Raw genomic sequence first — 16,537 nt, 5'->3', positions numbered from 1 at the left:
CCCTCTCCGAAGGAAAAGGCATCTGATCCCGAGGGCTACACCGGCAGCGGCAACCAGGCCAGGCTGGCCGAGGCCAGCCCGATGGCGATGCCGGTGGCGGCCAGCACATCGCTGGGGTAATGCAGCCCCAGTACCACGCGCGACAGGGCCACGCCGCAGGTGAACGGCACCAGCAGCGGCGCCAGCCACGGGTAGTAGGCCAGTGCGACGATGGTGAACGACACCGCGTGCAGCGTGTGCCCGGAGGGGAAGCTGAACTCGTCCAGCGGCGCCACCCAGGCGCGGATGCGCAGGTCGGCCGCGTACGGGCGGGGACGTCGGGTCCAACGCTTGAGGCCCTTGTACAGCAGCAGCGCAGCCAGCCCGGTGGCGGCCATGTGCACCGACGCGCGCAGGCCGTCAAAGCCATCGATCAGCAGCAGTGCACCCATCAGCACGTACCAGAACACGCCATCGCCGAGCCGGCTGATCACCGCGAACAGGCGACGCACGCGGCGGCGCCGGCAATAATGGTTGGCTCGCCGGCACAGGCGCGCTTCGCGACCGGCCAGCAGTTCAAGCGGCGTGGTGCGCATGACCGCTCCTCCGCGACTGGGCCAGTTCGGCCAGCAGGGCATCGAACTCGGCCACTACCTGCTGGGGATGCAGTCGCTTCATCGCACGTGCGGCGTTGCTGCCGAGCTCGCGCCGTTGCGCATCATCGCCCGCCAGCTGCACGGCGGCGTCGATGAACTGCTCATCGCTGTCCACCGCCGCGCCGTTCTCGTCGGTACGCAGGTACTCGCGCGCGGCACCGTAATCGAAGGCCACCGTTGCCACACCGCTGGCCATGCTTTCCAGAGTCACGTTGCCAAAGGTCTCGCTGCGGCTGGGGAACAGGAACAGGTCGCCGCTGGCGAAGTGCCGGGCCAGGGCATCGCCGCGCTGGATGCCACAGAAGATGAAGTCGGGGTTCTCATGCGCCAGCTTCTCGCGGGCGGGGCCATCGCCGACCCAGACGAAGCGCGCCTTCGGCCGGATCTGCTGCAGGCGGCGGAACGCTTTCACCGCAAGACCCAGATTCTTTTCGGCGGCAATGCGGCCCACATAGATGGCCACCAGGCCGTTGCCATCCACGCCCCATTCTTCGCGCAGCGCGGGATCGCGCCGGCCCGGATCGAACTGCTGGCTGTCGACCGCGCGGGCCAGCAGGCGCACCCGCTCGAAACCCTGTTCGCCGAGGAACTGCTGCAGTTCGCGGGTCGGCACCAGGGTGGCATCGGCCTGGTTGTGGAAGCGCCGCATCCAGCGCATCGCCGCGGCCTGCAGCCAGGCTACGCCGTAATCGGGAAGGTATTCGTCGAAGCGCGTGTGGAAGCCGCTGGCAACCGGAATGCCCAGGCGGCGCGCGGTGCGCAGCGCCGACCAGCCCAGCGGGCCTTCGGTGGCAACGTAGACCGCATCGGGGCGTTGCTGCTGCCAGTGCCGACCGAGCCGGATCGGCGCCGGCAGGCCGAAGCGCAGGCCCGGGTAACGGGGCAGCGCCGCGCCCGGTACCAGCAGGGTGCCCGGCGCCGAATCGAGCGCTTCGCTGGCCTGGCGGGGGCGTACCAGGTCGATCTCGTGCCCGGCCGCGCGCAGTCCCTGTTCCAGCCCCTGCACGGTAAGGGCAACGCCGTTTACTTCCGGCGGATAGGTCTCGGTGACGATGGCATAGCGCATGGCGGGCCTCCGGGTTTCGGGCATGCTCGGGCCTGGCGATGTAGCCAACATGACCGTATTGCGACCGCTGGATGACGCCGCTGCCGGCCACCGTATGGACAGCGCCGGGCAGAAAAAAAACCACGGCCCCGAAGGGCCGTGGTCGTGGTGCATCACATCACAGCGCGATGGATCAGAAGCGCTGCTGGTACTTCATGTAGACGAAGCGACCGATGTCGTAGCCGCCGTAGTACGAGAAGGCCGAATTCGGCTTGGTGTACATGATCGGGCCGGTCTTCTCGAACACGTTGTTGGCACCGACCGAAACGGTGGCGTCCCACGGCAGCGAGTAACGGAACTGCACGTCGTGGAAGGTGACCGAACCACGCTCGTTGTAGTTGCGTGCACCCTTGTACCACGGGGCGTACACGCCCGGATCGGAGCACTCGTCCGGATAGGCACGGATGTCCACGCACTGTTCCTTCACGCCGGAGTAGTAGCGCGCGGTCCAGCTGACGCCGAAGTTGCCCAGATCCCAGCCCAGCACCAGGTTCGAACGGACGCGGAAGTTGCTGCCGATGCCGTTGGAGACGGTCGGCACCACCGTGCTGTCGTTGGTCGAGCGGAACTCGCTCTTGCTGACATAGGTGGTGGCCCAACCGGCGTTGAACTTGCCGACGCTGGTTTCCAGGCGGTAGTTCAGGTCCAGGTCGTAGCCTTCGGTTTCCATGAAGCCGGCATTGCGGCTGCCGAACTGCAGGGTATCGACGATGCCGGCGGTCGGGCCGGTCGACTTGTCACGGGTGAAGCGCTGGCAGCGTGCATCAATGCCCTGCTCGTAGCAGTCGATCAGGATCTGGGTCGGGCTGTCGGCAACGATGGTGTTGTCGATGCGGATCTTCCACCAGTCCAGCGAGGCGTTGAAGTTCTTGATGAAGCTCGGGCTCCAGACCAGGCCCAGCGTCTTGCTGGTCGAGGTTTCCGGGGTCAGGCTCGGGTTGGAGCCGGACACGAACGGCACCGGCGTCGCGTCCACCGAGGTGGCGACCGGCTGGTTGCCCTGGCGCAGCTGGCGGAAGGTTGCAGCGTTGGCGATGTCACGGGCACAGCGTGCACGCACTTCGGCGCTGGTGCGCGAGGAGCCGAACTGCACGTCGCAGGGATCGCTGAACTGGGCGAAGGTCTGCGAGCCACCACCGTACAGATCGCTGATGGTCGGGGCGCGGAAGCCTTCTGCCCAGGTACCACGGACCAGCAGCTGGTCGAACGGCTTCCACTTGAAGCCGAACTTGCTGTTGAGCGTGTTGCCGAAGGTGTCGTAGTCGGAGAAGCGGGTAGCGCCGTTGAAGGTCAGTTCCTTCGCACCCGGCAGATCCGCCAGCACCGGCACGTTGATTTCCAGGTACGCCTCATTGACCTTGTAGCCGCCACCGGTCGGGCCAGCGGCCAGGTTGGTGGTGGCACCGGTCTGCGCCAGCGGATCCGGACGGTACTCACCGGTTTCCTTGCGGCTTTCCACACCGAAGGCGAAGCCCAGATCGCCGGCCGGCAGGGTCACGATGGAACCGGCGATGTTGGCGAAGAAGTTCTTGCTGGTGGTCTTGCCGGTGGTGACTTCCGGCGGGAACAGCCAGGCCTGCAGGTCGGCGTTGCCGTCGATGCCGTTCGGATCGATCGTGCCGTACGGCACCAGCGGGTTCCACGGCTTGCACACGTCATAGGAGATCGGCGCGGCAGCGGTACCGCACTGGACCTTGCCGGTGGCTGCATTGTAGAACGACGGGCCGACGCCGCCGGCGACGCGCGCCTTGTGCAGGTTGCCGGTGGCGATGGTTTCCAGCTCGTTGCGGTTGTACTGGTAGCCCGCTTCCCAATCGAAGTAGCGGCTGCCGATCTCGAACGAACCGTCGAACGAAGCCACCGCGCGGTAGGTCTTCAGCTCGCTGGTGGTCACGCGCGGCACTTCCCAGGTGCGGCGGTTCCAGGCCACGGCGGTCGGGGTGGCGTAGCCGTGCTGGCGGCCGAACGGGTTGAAGTAGCTGTCGATCGACATCGAACCCACGCCGGCGGTGCTCGACTGCAGCGGGTAGCCGGCGATCTGGCGCACGGCCTTGCGCTTGTTGTAGCCCAGCTCGGTGCGGAAGTTGACGTTGTCGGTGATCTTGAAGCGGCCGTCGAAGTACACCGAATCACGCTTGAGCGGGAAGTTCAGGTGCATCTGGTCGTTGCTGTTGCTGACGTCGCCGGTGAACCCGGTCGGATCGGTGATGTGGTAATTGGCCGGGTTGGTCGGGTCGGTACCGCGGTTGAGCGAGTAGTTGCAGCCGCTGCTCGACGTGCAGCCCGGGCGGCCCTTCACGCCGGTGAACTGGCCGTACTGGCTGATGGTGGCCCAGTTGGTCAGGTTGTCGGCATGGCGGTCGGTCAGGCCGTAGGCGCTGAAGCCACGGTCCTTGGCCCACACGGCCTTTTCTTCGGCATGTTCGGCCGCGACAGTCAGCGAGATGCGGTCATTGCTCCAGCCCGCCACCACGTCGAAGCGGTCGCGCGCGCCGTCGCCCTGGCTGAACTGGCCGTGGTAGACGTTGGCGGTCACACCGGTGACATTGGAGCGGGTGATGATGTTGACCACGCCGGACATGGCATCGGAACCGTAGATGGCCGACGCGCCATCCTTCAGCACTTCGATGCGCTCCACCGCCGACACCGGAATCGTGGAGATGTCCTGGTAACCCGAGGTGCTGATGCCCAGGCGCTTGCCGTTGATCAGCACCAGCGTGCGCTGGGTGCCCAGGTTGCGCATGTCGATGTACGAACCGCCCGCGTTCTCACCTGCGGTCAGCGCGTTGGCGCGGCTGATCGCCGGGCTGCCCATCGCGGTGACGTTCTGCAGGATGTCGGCGACCGAGCTGAAGCCCTGCTGCTCGATGGCGGTGCGGGTGATCGCGAACACCGGCTGCGCGGTTTCCACGTCCACCTGGCGGATGCGCGAGCCGGTGATCTCGATGCGGTCGAGGTTGGTCGGGTTGGCGTTGCTGCCGTCCTGGGCAAAGGCGGGCAGGGCGGCCAGCGCTGCAGTGGTAGCCAGGGCGTAGCGGATGGCCTGCCCCAGTGCGGTGGTGCGTGAAGTCATGGCGAGCTCTCTCTCTCAGGTCGTGCAAAGGACGCCAAAGCGGGCGTCGAAGGAAGCCGGCATGGCCAATGACCGAGCCGGTAACCCGATAGTAGTCTCGTTGGTTAATGCTCTGTAAAGAGTTCGTATCCATTTATGTCGTGACGCGCCCGGCCTTTTCACGAAACGTGAACAAAAGCAGGCGGTTACGTGGGGTTCACGGAAACGGCCGCGGCCTCGCCGTGCTGCGTGGCAGCACAAAAAACCGCCAGACTGCGCAAAGTGGGAGCGCGAAGCGCGTCACCCTGTCGCCCCGTGACCCGGATGGGGACGCCTATTCAGGCAACGAAGGGGCGGAACTGGATGCCCAGCCCGGCCAGGCCATCGTTCTCGCCGATCAGGTCGGCGCGCAGCAGCGGGCGGGCATCGATGAACGCCTGCGGCACGATCAGCGACAGCCGGTTGTCGTCGGCGGTCAGTTCCAGCGCCGGCAGCGGGTCGTCTTCATGCGCGCGGTTGAGCAGCACCGCCAGCCGCAGCAGGGCCGCCAGCCGGCGTGCGGTCAGCAGCAGGCGCTCGGGCAGGGCATCGAACGCGGTCTTGGGCACGCTGCGGCGATGGCTGCGCACCAGCGCGGCCAGCATCTGCTGCTCCTGCCGCGAGAAGCCAGCAATGTCCGAGTGCTCCAGCACGTAGCTGCCATGCACGTGGTAGCCGCTGTGCGCGATCATCAGGCCCAGCTCGTGCAGGCGCGCGGCCCAGCCGAGCATGCGTGCGTCGTCGGCATCCAGGGCCCAGCGCTCCTGCACCTGCTCCAGCAGCGACAGCGCGGTGTCTTGCACGCGGTCGGCCTGTACGGCGTCGATGCCATAGCGCTGGCTGAGCGCAGCCACCGACTCCTCGCGCAGATCGTTGTCGCCGGCACGGCCGACGATGTCATAGAGGATGCCTTCGCGCATCGCCGCCTTGCTGACCAGCAGCTTCTGCAGGCCCAGCGCCTGGAAAGCGGCTTCCAGCACCAGGATGCCGCCGGCGATGATCGGGCGACGATCGCTGGACAGGCCTGGCAACTGGATGTCGTCGATCTTCTTGGCTTTCAGCAGTTCGTCGCGCAGCTGCGGCAGCGCTTCAGCGGTGATCGCGCCCTTGCTCAGCTTCATCGTCGCGCAGATCTCGCTGATCGCCTTGTGCGTGCCCGACGACCCCAGCGCCTCCTGCCAGCCCAGCGCGCGGTATTTGCTGGCGAAGGGCTGGAACTCGCGGCCGATCTCGGCCAGCGCGTCCTTCCAGCGCTTGCGGCTGAGCTTGCCGCCCGGGAAGAAGCGACGCGTGCTGGCGATGCAGCCGGCCTGCAGGCTCTCTCGTTCCAGGGTCTGCATGCCCATGCCGATGATGAATTCGGTCGAGCCGCCGCCGATGTCGATCACCAGCCGGCGCTGGCCCGGCTTGGGCGGCTGCGCATGCGCTACGCCGAGGTAGATCAGGCGCGCTTCTTCGCGGCCGCTGACCACTTCGATGGCGTGCCCCAGCGCGGTCTCGGCCGGGACCAGGAACGATTGCGGCGAGCGCAGCTGGCGCACGGTGTTGGTGGCCAGCGCGCGGACCCGGTGCGGCGGTACATTGCGGATGCGCTGGCCGAAGCGCGCCAGGCACTCCAGCGCACGCTGCCGGGCCGCAGCGGAGAGGCCGCCCTTGCCGTCCAGGCCGTCGGCCATGCGCACCGTTTCGCGCAGGCGGTCGATCACCCGCAGCTGGCCGAGCGTGTAGCGCGCGATGACCATGTGGAAACTGTTGGAGCCAAGGTCGATGGCGGCCAGCAGGTCGCCATCCTGCAATGCGGGCGGAGTCGTGGTGGTATGCGGCATGGACGAATGTTAGCCGAAGGGGCGGTGTGCTCGTCACCGCGTGGCCTTCACATTTTGGAAGAGGGGAGTGCGGCAGGGCTGCGCCCTGCACCCGCAGAGGCCAGAGCAACGGCAACAGCAACAGCGGGCTATCCGTGGGATGGCGGGGGGGGGCGATGGCAGGGGACGCCGTGAACCTGTGGTGGTCCAGTATTTTTGGACACTCCCAAAGGGAGTTCAGGCCACCTGCTCTTCACAAAGCGCAGGTGGCACAAGGCCGTTGGCACTGTGTAGCCGACGGTGGTTGTACCAGTCCACGAACTGCTCGATGTCTGCTGCCGCCTCCTGTCGAGTGGGGTATTTGGAGTAAAGCCATTCCCCTTTGAGGGTGGCGAAAACCCGTTCCACCACCGCGTTGTCCCAGCAGTTGCCCTTCCGGCTCATGCTCTGGGTGATGCCGTTGTCACGCAGGATTTCGGCCATGGCATGGCTGGTGTACTGCCGACCTTGATCCGAGTGGAAAAGTAGTCGCCCGTTGGGACGACGCTGTTTCAGCGCCCCGCGCAGGGCTCTGACGGCCAGCCAGGCATCCCCTTCGTGAGAGTGAGCCCAGCCCACGATCCGGCGGGCAAACAGATCCACCACGATGGCCAGATAGAGCCAGCCTTGCTGGGTCGGGATGTAGGTGATATCCCCTGCCCAGACCTGGTTGGGGGCCGCCGGGTTGAATTGGCGTTCCAACACGTTGGGCGCCGTCAGTGCCTGCGGCCCAAGGCTGTGGTACTTGTGCCGCCGGTGCTGTCGCGCCCTGACACCGGCTCGGCGCATCAGCGTCCGGGCGCGGTAGCGCCCCATGGGTAGGCCGCAGTTGGTCAGCTCCCTGGCCATCTTGCGAGAGCCACAGCTCCCCCGATGGGACTGATGAATGCGACGAACCAGATCAACCTGGGCCAGCAGCGCCCGGTCAATCCGGGGCTCCCGGTGCAGCCAGGCGTAGTAGCTGCTACGGGGATAGTCCATCAACTGACACACCAACCGGATCGGAGCGACCTTCCCCAATTCCTGGATCACCTGTTCCGGTGATCGCTGTCCCGAATGAAGAAGGCGATGGATTTTTTTAGCAGGTCGCGCTCCTCCTTGAGCCTGCGATTCTGGGCCTCCAGCTCGGCGATTCTGACCTGGGCATCCACCGGCGGTGCCTCGGCCTGAGGGTCATGCTTTCGCCGCCATTGCTCGATCCAGCGCCTCAGCGCCGTCGGGCCGACATCCATCAGCTGGCAGACGTCCCTGACTGTCTGCCCCTCCACAACGACAAGGCGAACCGCCTCATCCCTCATGCCCTGAGTGATCTGTTTTGCCATGGGTCTACCTCGATGCTCGAAATTGATCCTATCGAGTGTCCAAGTTGATTAGACCACCACAACCCGTCCATGGGGGCTGGGTCGCCGCAGCCATGCGGCTCACACCCCTGTCACCGGACCCACCCCGCCTTAGACAGTTCTCTGCGATCTGATGGTGGGTGCCGACCGTTGGTCGGCACCGATCCAATCCCGATCAAAATCGGTGCCTACCGCTCCTGGCAGGTGTCGACCTTGGTCGACACACCGGGTCACAGCCCCTGCATCAACGCCATCTGGGCCGAGTGCGGCGCCTCGTCATGGGCCGGGGCGCGCTTGTGGTACATGCCGTTGGCATCGAGCTCCCACGCGTTGAGGTTGTCGTCCAGGTAGTTCTGCAGTACCTCGCGGTACACCCGCTTGGCCAGTTCCGGGTCCAGGATCGGGAAGCAGGTTTCCACCCGGCGCAGCAGGTTGCGTTCCAGCCAGTCGGCGCTGGCGCAGTACATCTCCGGCGCGCCGTCATTGCCGAACCAGTAGACGCGGCTGTGCTCGAGGAAGCGGCCGACGATCGAACGCACGCGGATGTTGTCCGACACGCCCGGCACGCCCGGGCGCAGGGTGCAGGCGCCGCGGATGATCAGGTCGATCTGCACGCCGGCCTGCGAGGCGGCGTACAGCGCACGCACCACCTGCGGTTCGTTCAGGGCGTTCATCTTGGCGATGATGCGCGCCGGGCGCCCGGCGGCGGCGATGCGGGTTTCGCGCTCGATGCGGCCAAGGATGCCGGAGTGCAGGGTAAAGGGCGACTGCAGCAGGCGCTTGAGCTTCATCTTCGAGGCCAGGCCGGACAGCTGCTGGAACAGCAGGTGCACGTCATTGCCGATGTCCGCGTCGGCGGTGATCAGGCTGATGTCGGTGTACGCGCGCGCGGTACCGCTGTGGTAGTTGCCGGTGCCCAGGTGCACGTAGCGGCGCAGCTTGCGGCCCTCGCGGCGCACGATCAGCAGCATCTTGGCGTGGGTCTTGTAGCCGACCACGCCGTACACCACCTGCACGCCGGCCTCCTGCAGGCGATCGGCCAGGCCGAGGTTGGCTTCCTCGTCGAAGCGCGCGCGCAGTTCGACCACCACGGTCACGTCCTTGCCGTTGCGCGCGGCCTGGATCAGCGCATCGACAATGAGCGAATCCTTGCCGGTGCGGTACAGGGTCTGCTTGATCGCCAGCACGTTCGGATCGATCGCCGCCTGCCGGATCAGCTCCAGCACTGCGGTGAAGGCATCGAACGGGTGGTGCAGCAGCAGGTCCTGGCGCGCGGCGATCTCGAAGATGCCGTCGCTGTCGCGCAGGGTGCGCGGGGTCATCGGCGGATACTTCAGGTCCGGCTGCGCGATCAGGTCGTACAGCTGGATGATGCGGTTGAGGTTGACCGGGCCGTCGATGCGGTACACCGCGTTCTCGGTCAGGCCGAAATTCTGCAGCAGGGTGCGCACGATCTCGCGCGGCATGTCGTGCGCGATCTCCAGCCGCACCGCTGGCCGGTAGCCGCGATCGACCAGTTCATCGCGCAGCGCCAGCGCCAGGTTCTCCACTTCTTCCTCGTCCACCACCAGTTCGGAGTTGCGGGTGACGCGGAACTGGTAGGCGCCCTGGACTTCCATGCCCGGGAACAGCTCGTCGACGAAGGTGGACAGCACCGAGGACAGGAATACGAAGTTCTGCGAGCCACCCAGCTTCTCCGGCAGCTGGATGATGCGCGGCAGCGAGCGCGGCGCGCGCACGATGGCCAGGTGGCCGGCACGGCCGAACGCGTCGGTGCCCTTCAGCACCACCACGATGTTCAGCGACTTGTTGAGGATCTTCGGGAACGGATGCGCCGGGTCCAGGCCCAGCGGCGACAGCACCGGCATGATCTCGTTGCGGAAGTAGGCGCGCAGCCAGCGCTTCTGGCGATCGCTCCAGGAATGGCGGCCGAGCACGCCGATGCCGGCGTCCATCAGCGCCGGGCGCAGCGTCTCGTTCCAGCAGCGGTACTGCTGGTCCACCAGTTCGGCGGCGCGTTCGTGGATGGCATTGAGGATGGCCTGCGGGCTCATCCCGTCCGGCGCCGGCGGCAGGCCGAATTCCTGCGCATGGCGGACGGCGGCGGCACGGATCTCGAAGAATTCATCCAGGTTGGTGCAGGAGATGCACATGAAGCGCAGGCGCTCCAGCAGCGGCACCTGCGGGTCCATCGCCTGGGCCAGCACGCGGAAGTTGAAATCCAGCTGTGACAGCTCGCGGTTGATGTACAGCGCCGGGTCGCGCAACGGATCGTTGTCCGGGCTCACGGGGAGGGGGAGGGATCCGAGGCTGCTCATGGCGTCATTCTTCGATGGTGGTCAGGGGGGCGGACTCACGTGGGCGCACGTGGTCGGCATCGAAATGGCAGGAGAACACCGAGCCCTTGCCGACTTCGCTTTCGATCTCCAGCCGCGCATGGTGCAGGCCGAGGATGTGCTTGACGATCGACAGGCCCAGGCCGGTACCGCCGCTCTCGCGCGAACGGCTGCTGGAAACACGGTAGAAGCGTTCGGTCAGGCGCGGCAGGTGGTTCGCCGGAATGCCATAGCCGGAGTCGCGCACCGCCAGCACCGCGCCGTCGCCTTCGCGGCGGAATTCGACCGCAATGCGGCCGCCGGCCGGGGTGTAGCGCACCGCGTTGGTGACCAGGTTGGAGAAGGCGCTGTGCAGTTCCTTGGTCGAGCCCTGCAGGTCGACGCCGGCAAGATCGTCGATGCTGATCTGGTGGCGGCCCTGGCTGTGCGCTTCGGCCTCGCGGCGCAGCGTGGCCAGCATCGGCTGCATGGCCACGGTCTCCTCCTCGCTGTGTTCCTGCGATTCCAGCCGCGACAGGGTCAGCAGGTCTTCCACCAGCTGGGCCATGCGTTGGCTCTGCTTGCGCATTTCTTCCAGCATCGGACCTGTGCCCGGGAAATCCTCCGGGTCCATCATGTCCAGGTAGCCGTGCACCACGGTGAGCGGCGTGCGCAGCTCATGTGAAACGTTGGCCACGAAGTCGCGGCGCACCTGCTCCAGGCGCAGCAGCTTGCTGACATCGCGGGCGATCAGCAGCCAGTAATCGGAGGAATAGGGAATCAGGCGCAGGTTCAGGCGGATCGCCGGATCGACCGGCGAGGGCACGTCCAGGATCGGCTCGGCATTGCGGCCGCCGGCCAGCCAATGCGCCAGCGGCATCGGCTGCAGGCGTTCGACCAGCGCCTCGCCGAGGTCGCCCGGATGGTGCAGGCCGAGCAGAGCGGTGGCCGCTTCGTTGAACCACTGCACGCGCTGGCTGTTGCGGTCCAGCACCACCACCGCATCGGGCAGCGCGGCGGCAGCGGCGCGGTAGCTGCGCAGCATGTCCAGCAGGCGGCGCTTGCGCACGCGCATTTCCACCTGGTTGCGGTACAGCAGGCGGTCCAGCTCGTTCCAGACACCGGTGCCTTCTTCGGCGGTGTCCCAGCGCTGGCGCGCGGTCAGCCGGCGCAGCACGCTGCGCAGGCGCCAGTAATGCCAGGCCAGCGTGGCCAGTGCGCCCAGCGCGATGCACAACCACAGGTGGCCCGTGAACCATCCCACCAGTCCGGCGAACAGCAGTACCGCGGCAACGGTGGCCAGGGTCTTCAACCAGGCAGAGCGGATGTGGCGGGGCATTGCGATCTCGTCGTTGAGGTGCGGCGGTTCACTGGGGTGAACCGAGGGTTATAGCAGAGTTGCCGGCACCGGCACCCGCGGGTGCGCGGCGCCGGCACGACGAGACTCAGGTGGCCGTGGAAAAGCGGTAACCGGCGCCGCGCACGGTCTGCACCATGTTTTCGGCGTTGAACGGTTCCAGCGTCTTGCGCAGGCGGCGGATGTGCACATCGATGGTGCGTTCTTCCACATACACGCTGCCGCCCCACACATGGTCCAGCAGCTGGGCGCGGGTATAGACGCGCTCGGGGTGGGTCATGAAGAAGTGCAGCAGGCGGTACTCGGTCGGGCCGATCGGCACCGGCTGGTCGTTGGCGAACACGCGATGGGCGGCGCCGTCGATGCGGATCGGGCCGACCGCCACGCTGCCGTCCTCATCGTCCTCGCGGGCACGACGCATGACCGCGCGGATGCGGGCCAGCAGTTCGCGTGCCGAGAACGGCTTGACCACGTAGTCGTCGACACCGGCTTCCAGGCCACCGACGCGGTCGTTCTCTTCGCCGCGGGCGGTCAGCATGATGATCGGCACTTCGCGGGTCAGTGTTTCCTTGCGCCAGCGACGGGCCAGGTCCAGGCCGCTGGTGCCGGGCAGCATCCAGTCCAGCAGGATCAGGTCGGGGACGCGGTCGGCGATCGCAGTCTGGGCCTCACGGGCATCGCCGGCGTGGACCGGTTCGTAATCGCCCTTGCGGAGGGCGAAGGCGACCATTTCACGGATCGCGGGCTCGTCGTCGACGATCAGGATGCGTTTCTGCACGAGGACACCGTAGGGCTCGGTTACTGGAGTGGTGCCAGTAGACTACGGTTTGATGACATGTTTGTGACTACCCGGCCGGAACCGGCCGCGATTGCCATCGGCCGGTCATGCGCGGCTCAGCGGCGGTCCAGATCCGGGTCCTGCACGCCCTGCCGGCGCAGTTCCAGCACGGTGGGGGTGATCGCCTCGATCCGCGCATCCACCCGGGCGCGGCCGATGTAGTCCAGGGCCGGGTTGCGCTTGAGCGCCTGCAGCTGCATCAGCGCCTGCTCCGGGCGCCCGCTGAGGAAGGCGGCCTCGGCATAGGCCTCGCTGGCCCGCACGCTGTCACCGGCCAGCTCGCTGGCGCGGGCGTAGCGCTGCTGGAAGACCGGATCGTTACCACTTTGCGACAGCAACGGCCGCAGCATGGCCTGGGCACGCTTGCCGGCGTCGGGGTTGCCCTGTTCGTTGAGGATCTCGGCATAGGTCAGCGCCACCGGGCGGCTGTTGGGGTGCTCGCGCAGCAGCTGCTCGAACCGGTTGTTGGCCTGCGCGGCCTGGCCCGCGCGCGACTCGGCCTCACCCAGGCCCAGGGCCAGCCACAGGTTGCCCGGATGGTCCTGCAACAGGCCGGCCAGCGTCTGCCGGGCCTGGCCGGCGCCACTGCGGCCACCGCGCATCACCGCCAGGGCCTGGCCGTAGCGCTGTGCGTCATTGAGGCCGTTCTTCTGGCGCTTGGCCAGGTCGGCATATTCGCGCTCCAGCTCGGGGGTCGAGTCGGCGCTGAGCACGCGCAGGCGCTCACGTGCCCAGTCGAAGTCGCCGCTGGCGCCACGGCTGAGCTGCCCCATCGGGACACGCAGCACACTGGCCGGCAGCAACGGGTTGTTGCCGCGCAACAGGGGTTCGGCCAGGCTGGGGTCGGCCGGGTCCACCCGTTCCCTGCGCTCGCCGGTCGGCGTTGTGGTGGTCAGCAGCACCGTGTCCTTCTTCATCTGCTCGGCGCGGGCCTTGGCCTCGCTGATGCGGGTGATGTTGACCGGGTGGGTGCGCAGGAACTCCGGCACGCTGTAGCCGCCCTCGTTGCCACGCATCGCTGCCGACATCCGCTCGAAGAAGCCGGCCATCGCATCCACGTCGTAGCCGCTGCGCGACAGGGTGCGGATGCCCAGGCGGTCGGCCTCGGACTCATTGGAGCGGGTGTAGTTGATCTGCCGCTGCTGCATCAGGCCCATGCCCGAGCTGATCGCGGCCATGGTGGCGTTGCCCGAGGAGCTGCTGTTGCTGGCCTGGGCGGCGACCACCGCCGCCAGCATGCCCAGCAGGATCGGGATCTGGTCGCGCTGGGCACGTTCGACCCCGCGCAGCACATGCTGCTGGGTGACGTGGGCGATTTCGTGGGAAAGCACCGCGGCCACCTCGTCCTCGCGCTCGGCGGTCAGCACCAGGCCGGCGTTGACCCCGATGTAGCCGCCCAGGGTGGCAAAGGCGTTGATCTGGCGGTCCTTCATCACAAAGAAGGTGTAGGGCTGGCGCGGCTGGTCGCTGTTGGAGCCGAGCCGGGTGCCCATGGTCTGCAGCCAGTCGTTGACCAGCGGATCATCCAGCAGGTAACCGTAGTTGCGCAGCTCGCGCAGCATCATCGCGCCGTACTCGGCCTGGCGCGCCGGGGTCAGCAGCTCGCCGGCCGAAGAGCCGATGTCGGGCAGCTTCTCCTGGGCCCGGGCCAGCGGCATGGCCAGGGCCAGGGTGACGGCGGTAGTCAGCAGCAGGGCTCGCAAGCAGAAGGTCCTCGGGCGGGGCCCGCCCAGCGTGGCAGGGCAGGGGGCAACCATTCGTTAATCCACAGTGTTGCGGCCGTGGCGTGGAAATTCCAGCGCACCGGTACCATATGTAGACCGTCGATCCATCGTGGAGTTTCCCGTGACAGCCCAGACCGCCGGCGGTGCCCCCGCCATCACCATCTATTCCACCGCCGTCTGCCCCTACTGCGTGGCCGCCAAGAACTTCCTCAAGAGCAAGGGCCAGCAGTGGACCGAGGTCCGCATCGACCTGGACCCGGTCGAGCGCGAGAAGATGATGGCGCTGACCCGCCGCACCAGCGTGCCGCAGATCTTCGTCGGCGACGTCCATGTCGGCGGCTACGACGACATGATGGCCCTGCACCGTGAAGGCAAGCTCGAGCCGCTGCTGGCCGGGCAGGGCCAGGCATGAGCGCGGCCGACGACGGCAGCAAGGACCGCATCGCCGAGTTCACCGACTTCCGCAAGCGCATGAACGAGCGCATCCTGGGTGAACCCAACCAGGTGGTGCGCCGCTTCTTCGCGCTGGACACGCAGACCTACCAGGCCGGCGCGCTGGACGTGAAGACCAAGGAGCTGCTGGGCCTGGTGGCCTCGATGGTGCTGCGCTGCGATGACTGCATCAGCTACCACGTGGCCCAGTGCAAGGACGCCGGGGTGAGCCGCGAAGAGTTCTTCGAGACCTTCTCGGTCGGCCTGGTGGTGGGCGGCTCGATCGTGATTCCGCACCTGCGCCGCGCGGTCGACTTCCTCGACCAGCTCGAGGGCGGCGCCGCCGCCCCGGCAGCGCACGAGCACTGAGGTAGTGCCGGCCGCTGGCCGGCAACCCCGACCATGCCGGGTTCAGGCAATGCCGGCCAGCGGCCGGCACTACCGGGCCGGCGAGGGGGCCTGCCCCGCGATCCAACAGCCCAGGAGCCCCCTTGTTGTTCAAGGGGGGGCGCCGACAGGCGCGGGGATAAGGTGGAATGCGCGGGCAATTCTGCCTTACCCGGCTCGGACTAATTGCCTATTTGGGGTCTCTGAGCCGGGTAAGGCATAATTGCCGGTGAAACTTCCTTTGCGCCGGCGTTTCCGGGCACGTCCGGACGGCGTTTTTCCCCCTGTTCGGAACATCGATCAATGACGCAGAAAATTACGGTCATCCGCGGCGACGGCATTGGCCCGGAAATCATGGACGCCACCCTGTTCGTGCTCGACCAGCTCAACGCTGGCCTGGAGTATGAAGATGCCGACGCCGGCCTGGTGGCCCTGGAAAAGCACGGCGACCTGATGCCGGCGGTGACCCTGGAATCGATCGCGCGCAACAAGGTGGCGCTGAAGAGCCCGCTGACCACCCCGGTCGGTGGTGGCTTCACCTCGATCAACGTCAGCCTGCGCCGTCATTTCGACCTGTACGCCAACGTGCGTCCGGCCCACACCTTCCCGAACACCAAGTCGCGTTTCGACAACGTCGACCTGATCACCGTTCGTGAGAACACCGAAGGCGCTTACCTGGCCGAAGGCCAGGAAGTGTCGGCCGATGGCGAGACCGCTTTCTCCGGCACCCGCATCACCCGCAAGGGCTCCGAGCGCATCGTGCGCTACGCCTTCGAGCTGGCCCGCAGCGTCGGCCGCAAGAAGGTCACCGCGGTGCACAAGGCCAACATCATCAAGTCGACCTCGGGCCTGTTCCTGAACGTCGCCCGTGAAGTGGCCGCGCAGTACCCGGACATCGAGTTCCAGGAAATGATCGTCGACAACTGCTGCATGCAGCTGGTGATGCGTCCGGAACAGTTCGACGTGATCGTCACCACCAACCTGTTCGGCGACATCATCTCCGACCTGTGCGCCGGCCTGGTCGGCGGCCTGGGCCTGGCCCCGGGTGCCAACATCGGCAAGGACGCGGCGATCTTCGAAGCCGTGCACGGTACCGCGCCGGACATCGCCGGCCAGGGCAAGGCCAATCCGTGCGCGCTGCTGCTGGCAGCCGCACAGATGCTGGACCACGTCGGCCAGCCGGAAAACGCCGAGCGCCTGCGCAAGGCCATCGTCGCCACCATGGAGGCCAAGGACTCGCTGACCGGCGACCTGGGCGGCACCGGCACCACCATGAGCTTCGCCAAGGCCATCGCCAGCCGCCTGTAAGCGGCCGGCCGACCTCGGTTGGATCCACAGCGGGGCGCCTTCGGGCGCCCCGCTGCGCTTCCCCGCTCTTGTAGAGTCGAGCCATGCTCGACTACGCAGAAGCAGTCGAGCATGGCTCGACTCTACAGTGCGTTTTTCGCACAGATCATGTGCTGTTACAT

13 protein-coding genes are annotated in these 16,537 nt (G+C 66.8%); 3 read left to right on the top strand and 10 right to left on the bottom strand.

Annotation, left to right across the window (positions count from 1 at the left end; genetic code table 11):
- Positions 1-35: 35 nt before the first annotated feature.
- From LZ605_RS11445 to LZ605_RS11405, 10 genes are all read right to left on the bottom strand, one after another.
- The gene (locus LZ605_RS11445) at positions 36-575 is read right to left on the bottom strand and encodes a phosphatase PAP2 family protein (protein WP_249841807.1); all 540 of its coding nucleotides are present in this window, start codon (positions 573-575) and stop codon (positions 36-38) included.
- Entirely contained in the window at positions 556-1,701 is a 1,146-nt protein-coding gene (locus tag LZ605_RS11440) for a glycosyltransferase family 4 protein (protein ID WP_249841806.1), read from the bottom strand. Before LZ605_RS11440 ends, LZ605_RS11445 begins: the two co-directional genes overlap by 20 nt.
- Positions 1,702-1,873: 172 nt before the next feature.
- A complete protein-coding gene (locus tag LZ605_RS11435; RefSeq protein WP_249841805.1) occupies positions 1,874-4,813 on the bottom strand; it encodes a TonB-dependent receptor domain-containing protein in 2,940 nt (979 codons plus the stop codon).
- Positions 4,814-5,130: 317 nt separating this feature from the next.
- Positions 5,131-6,657 (bottom strand): exopolyphosphatase, encoded by a 1,527-nt coding sequence (ppx, locus tag LZ605_RS11430; RefSeq protein ID WP_249841804.1) that lies wholly within the window; start codon positions 6,655-6,657, stop codon positions 5,131-5,133.
- A 216-nt stretch (positions 6,658-6,873) separates the two neighbouring features.
- Positions 6,874-7,707, bottom strand: a complete 834-nt coding sequence (locus tag LZ605_RS11425) for an IS3 family transposase (protein ID WP_404830271.1) — start codon at positions 7,705-7,707, stop codon at positions 6,874-6,876.
- On the bottom strand, positions 7,704-7,997 hold the full coding sequence (locus tag LZ605_RS23200) for a transposase (protein WP_019338990.1): 294 nt from the start codon (positions 7,995-7,997) through the stop codon (positions 7,704-7,706). The genes LZ605_RS11425 and LZ605_RS23200 overlap by 4 nt, the downstream gene beginning before the upstream one ends.
- Positions 7,998-8,245: 248 nt before the next feature.
- Positions 8,246-10,333: a polyphosphate kinase 1 gene (gene ppk1, locus LZ605_RS11420; protein WP_249841802.1), complete on the bottom strand. Its 2,088-nt coding sequence runs from the start codon at positions 10,331-10,333 to the stop codon at positions 8,246-8,248.
- 4 nt (positions 10,334-10,337) lie between these two features.
- Positions 10,338-11,669 carry a phosphate regulon sensor histidine kinase PhoR gene (gene phoR, locus LZ605_RS11415; protein WP_107229993.1) on the bottom strand — a complete coding sequence of 444 codons (1,332 nt, stop codon included), beginning with the start codon at positions 11,667-11,669 and terminating at the stop codon, positions 10,338-10,340.
- 106 nt (positions 11,670-11,775) lie between these two features.
- Positions 11,776-12,465: a phosphate regulon transcriptional regulator PhoB gene (gene phoB, locus LZ605_RS11410; RefSeq protein ID WP_005408258.1), complete on the bottom strand. Its 690-nt coding sequence runs from the start codon at positions 12,463-12,465 to the stop codon at positions 11,776-11,778.
- A gap of 116 nt (positions 12,466-12,581) precedes the next feature.
- The gene (locus LZ605_RS11405) at positions 12,582-14,282 is read right to left on the bottom strand and encodes a M48 family metalloprotease (protein WP_249841801.1); all 1,701 of its coding nucleotides are present in this window, start codon (positions 14,280-14,282) and stop codon (positions 12,582-12,584) included.
- A gap of 88 nt (positions 14,283-14,370) precedes the next feature.
- On the opposite strand from LZ605_RS11405, the gene grxC reads away from it, so the two are divergent.
- From grxC to LZ605_RS11390, 3 genes are all read left to right on the top strand, one after another.
- Entirely contained in the window at positions 14,371-14,661 is a 291-nt protein-coding gene (grxC, locus tag LZ605_RS11400) for a glutaredoxin 3 (RefSeq protein ID WP_049400919.1), read from the top strand.
- Positions 14,658-15,050, top strand: a complete 393-nt coding sequence (locus LZ605_RS11395; RefSeq protein ID WP_249841800.1) for a carboxymuconolactone decarboxylase family protein — start codon at positions 14,658-14,660, stop codon at positions 15,048-15,050. The genes grxC and LZ605_RS11395 overlap by 4 nt, the downstream gene beginning before the upstream one ends.
- A gap of 321 nt (positions 15,051-15,371) precedes the next feature.
- Complete coding sequence (locus LZ605_RS11390; RefSeq protein WP_107229995.1) at positions 15,372-16,376, top strand: isocitrate dehydrogenase; 1,005 nt, start codon at positions 15,372-15,374, stop codon at positions 16,374-16,376.
- Positions 16,377-16,537 lie beyond the last annotated feature (161 nt).

Origin of the sequence: Stenotrophomonas maltophilia (assembly GCF_023518235.1) — a bacterium.
GTDB lineage: Bacteria > Pseudomonadota > Gammaproteobacteria > Xanthomonadales > Xanthomonadaceae > Stenotrophomonas.
This window is presented reverse-complemented; position numbering and strand designations above follow the sequence as displayed.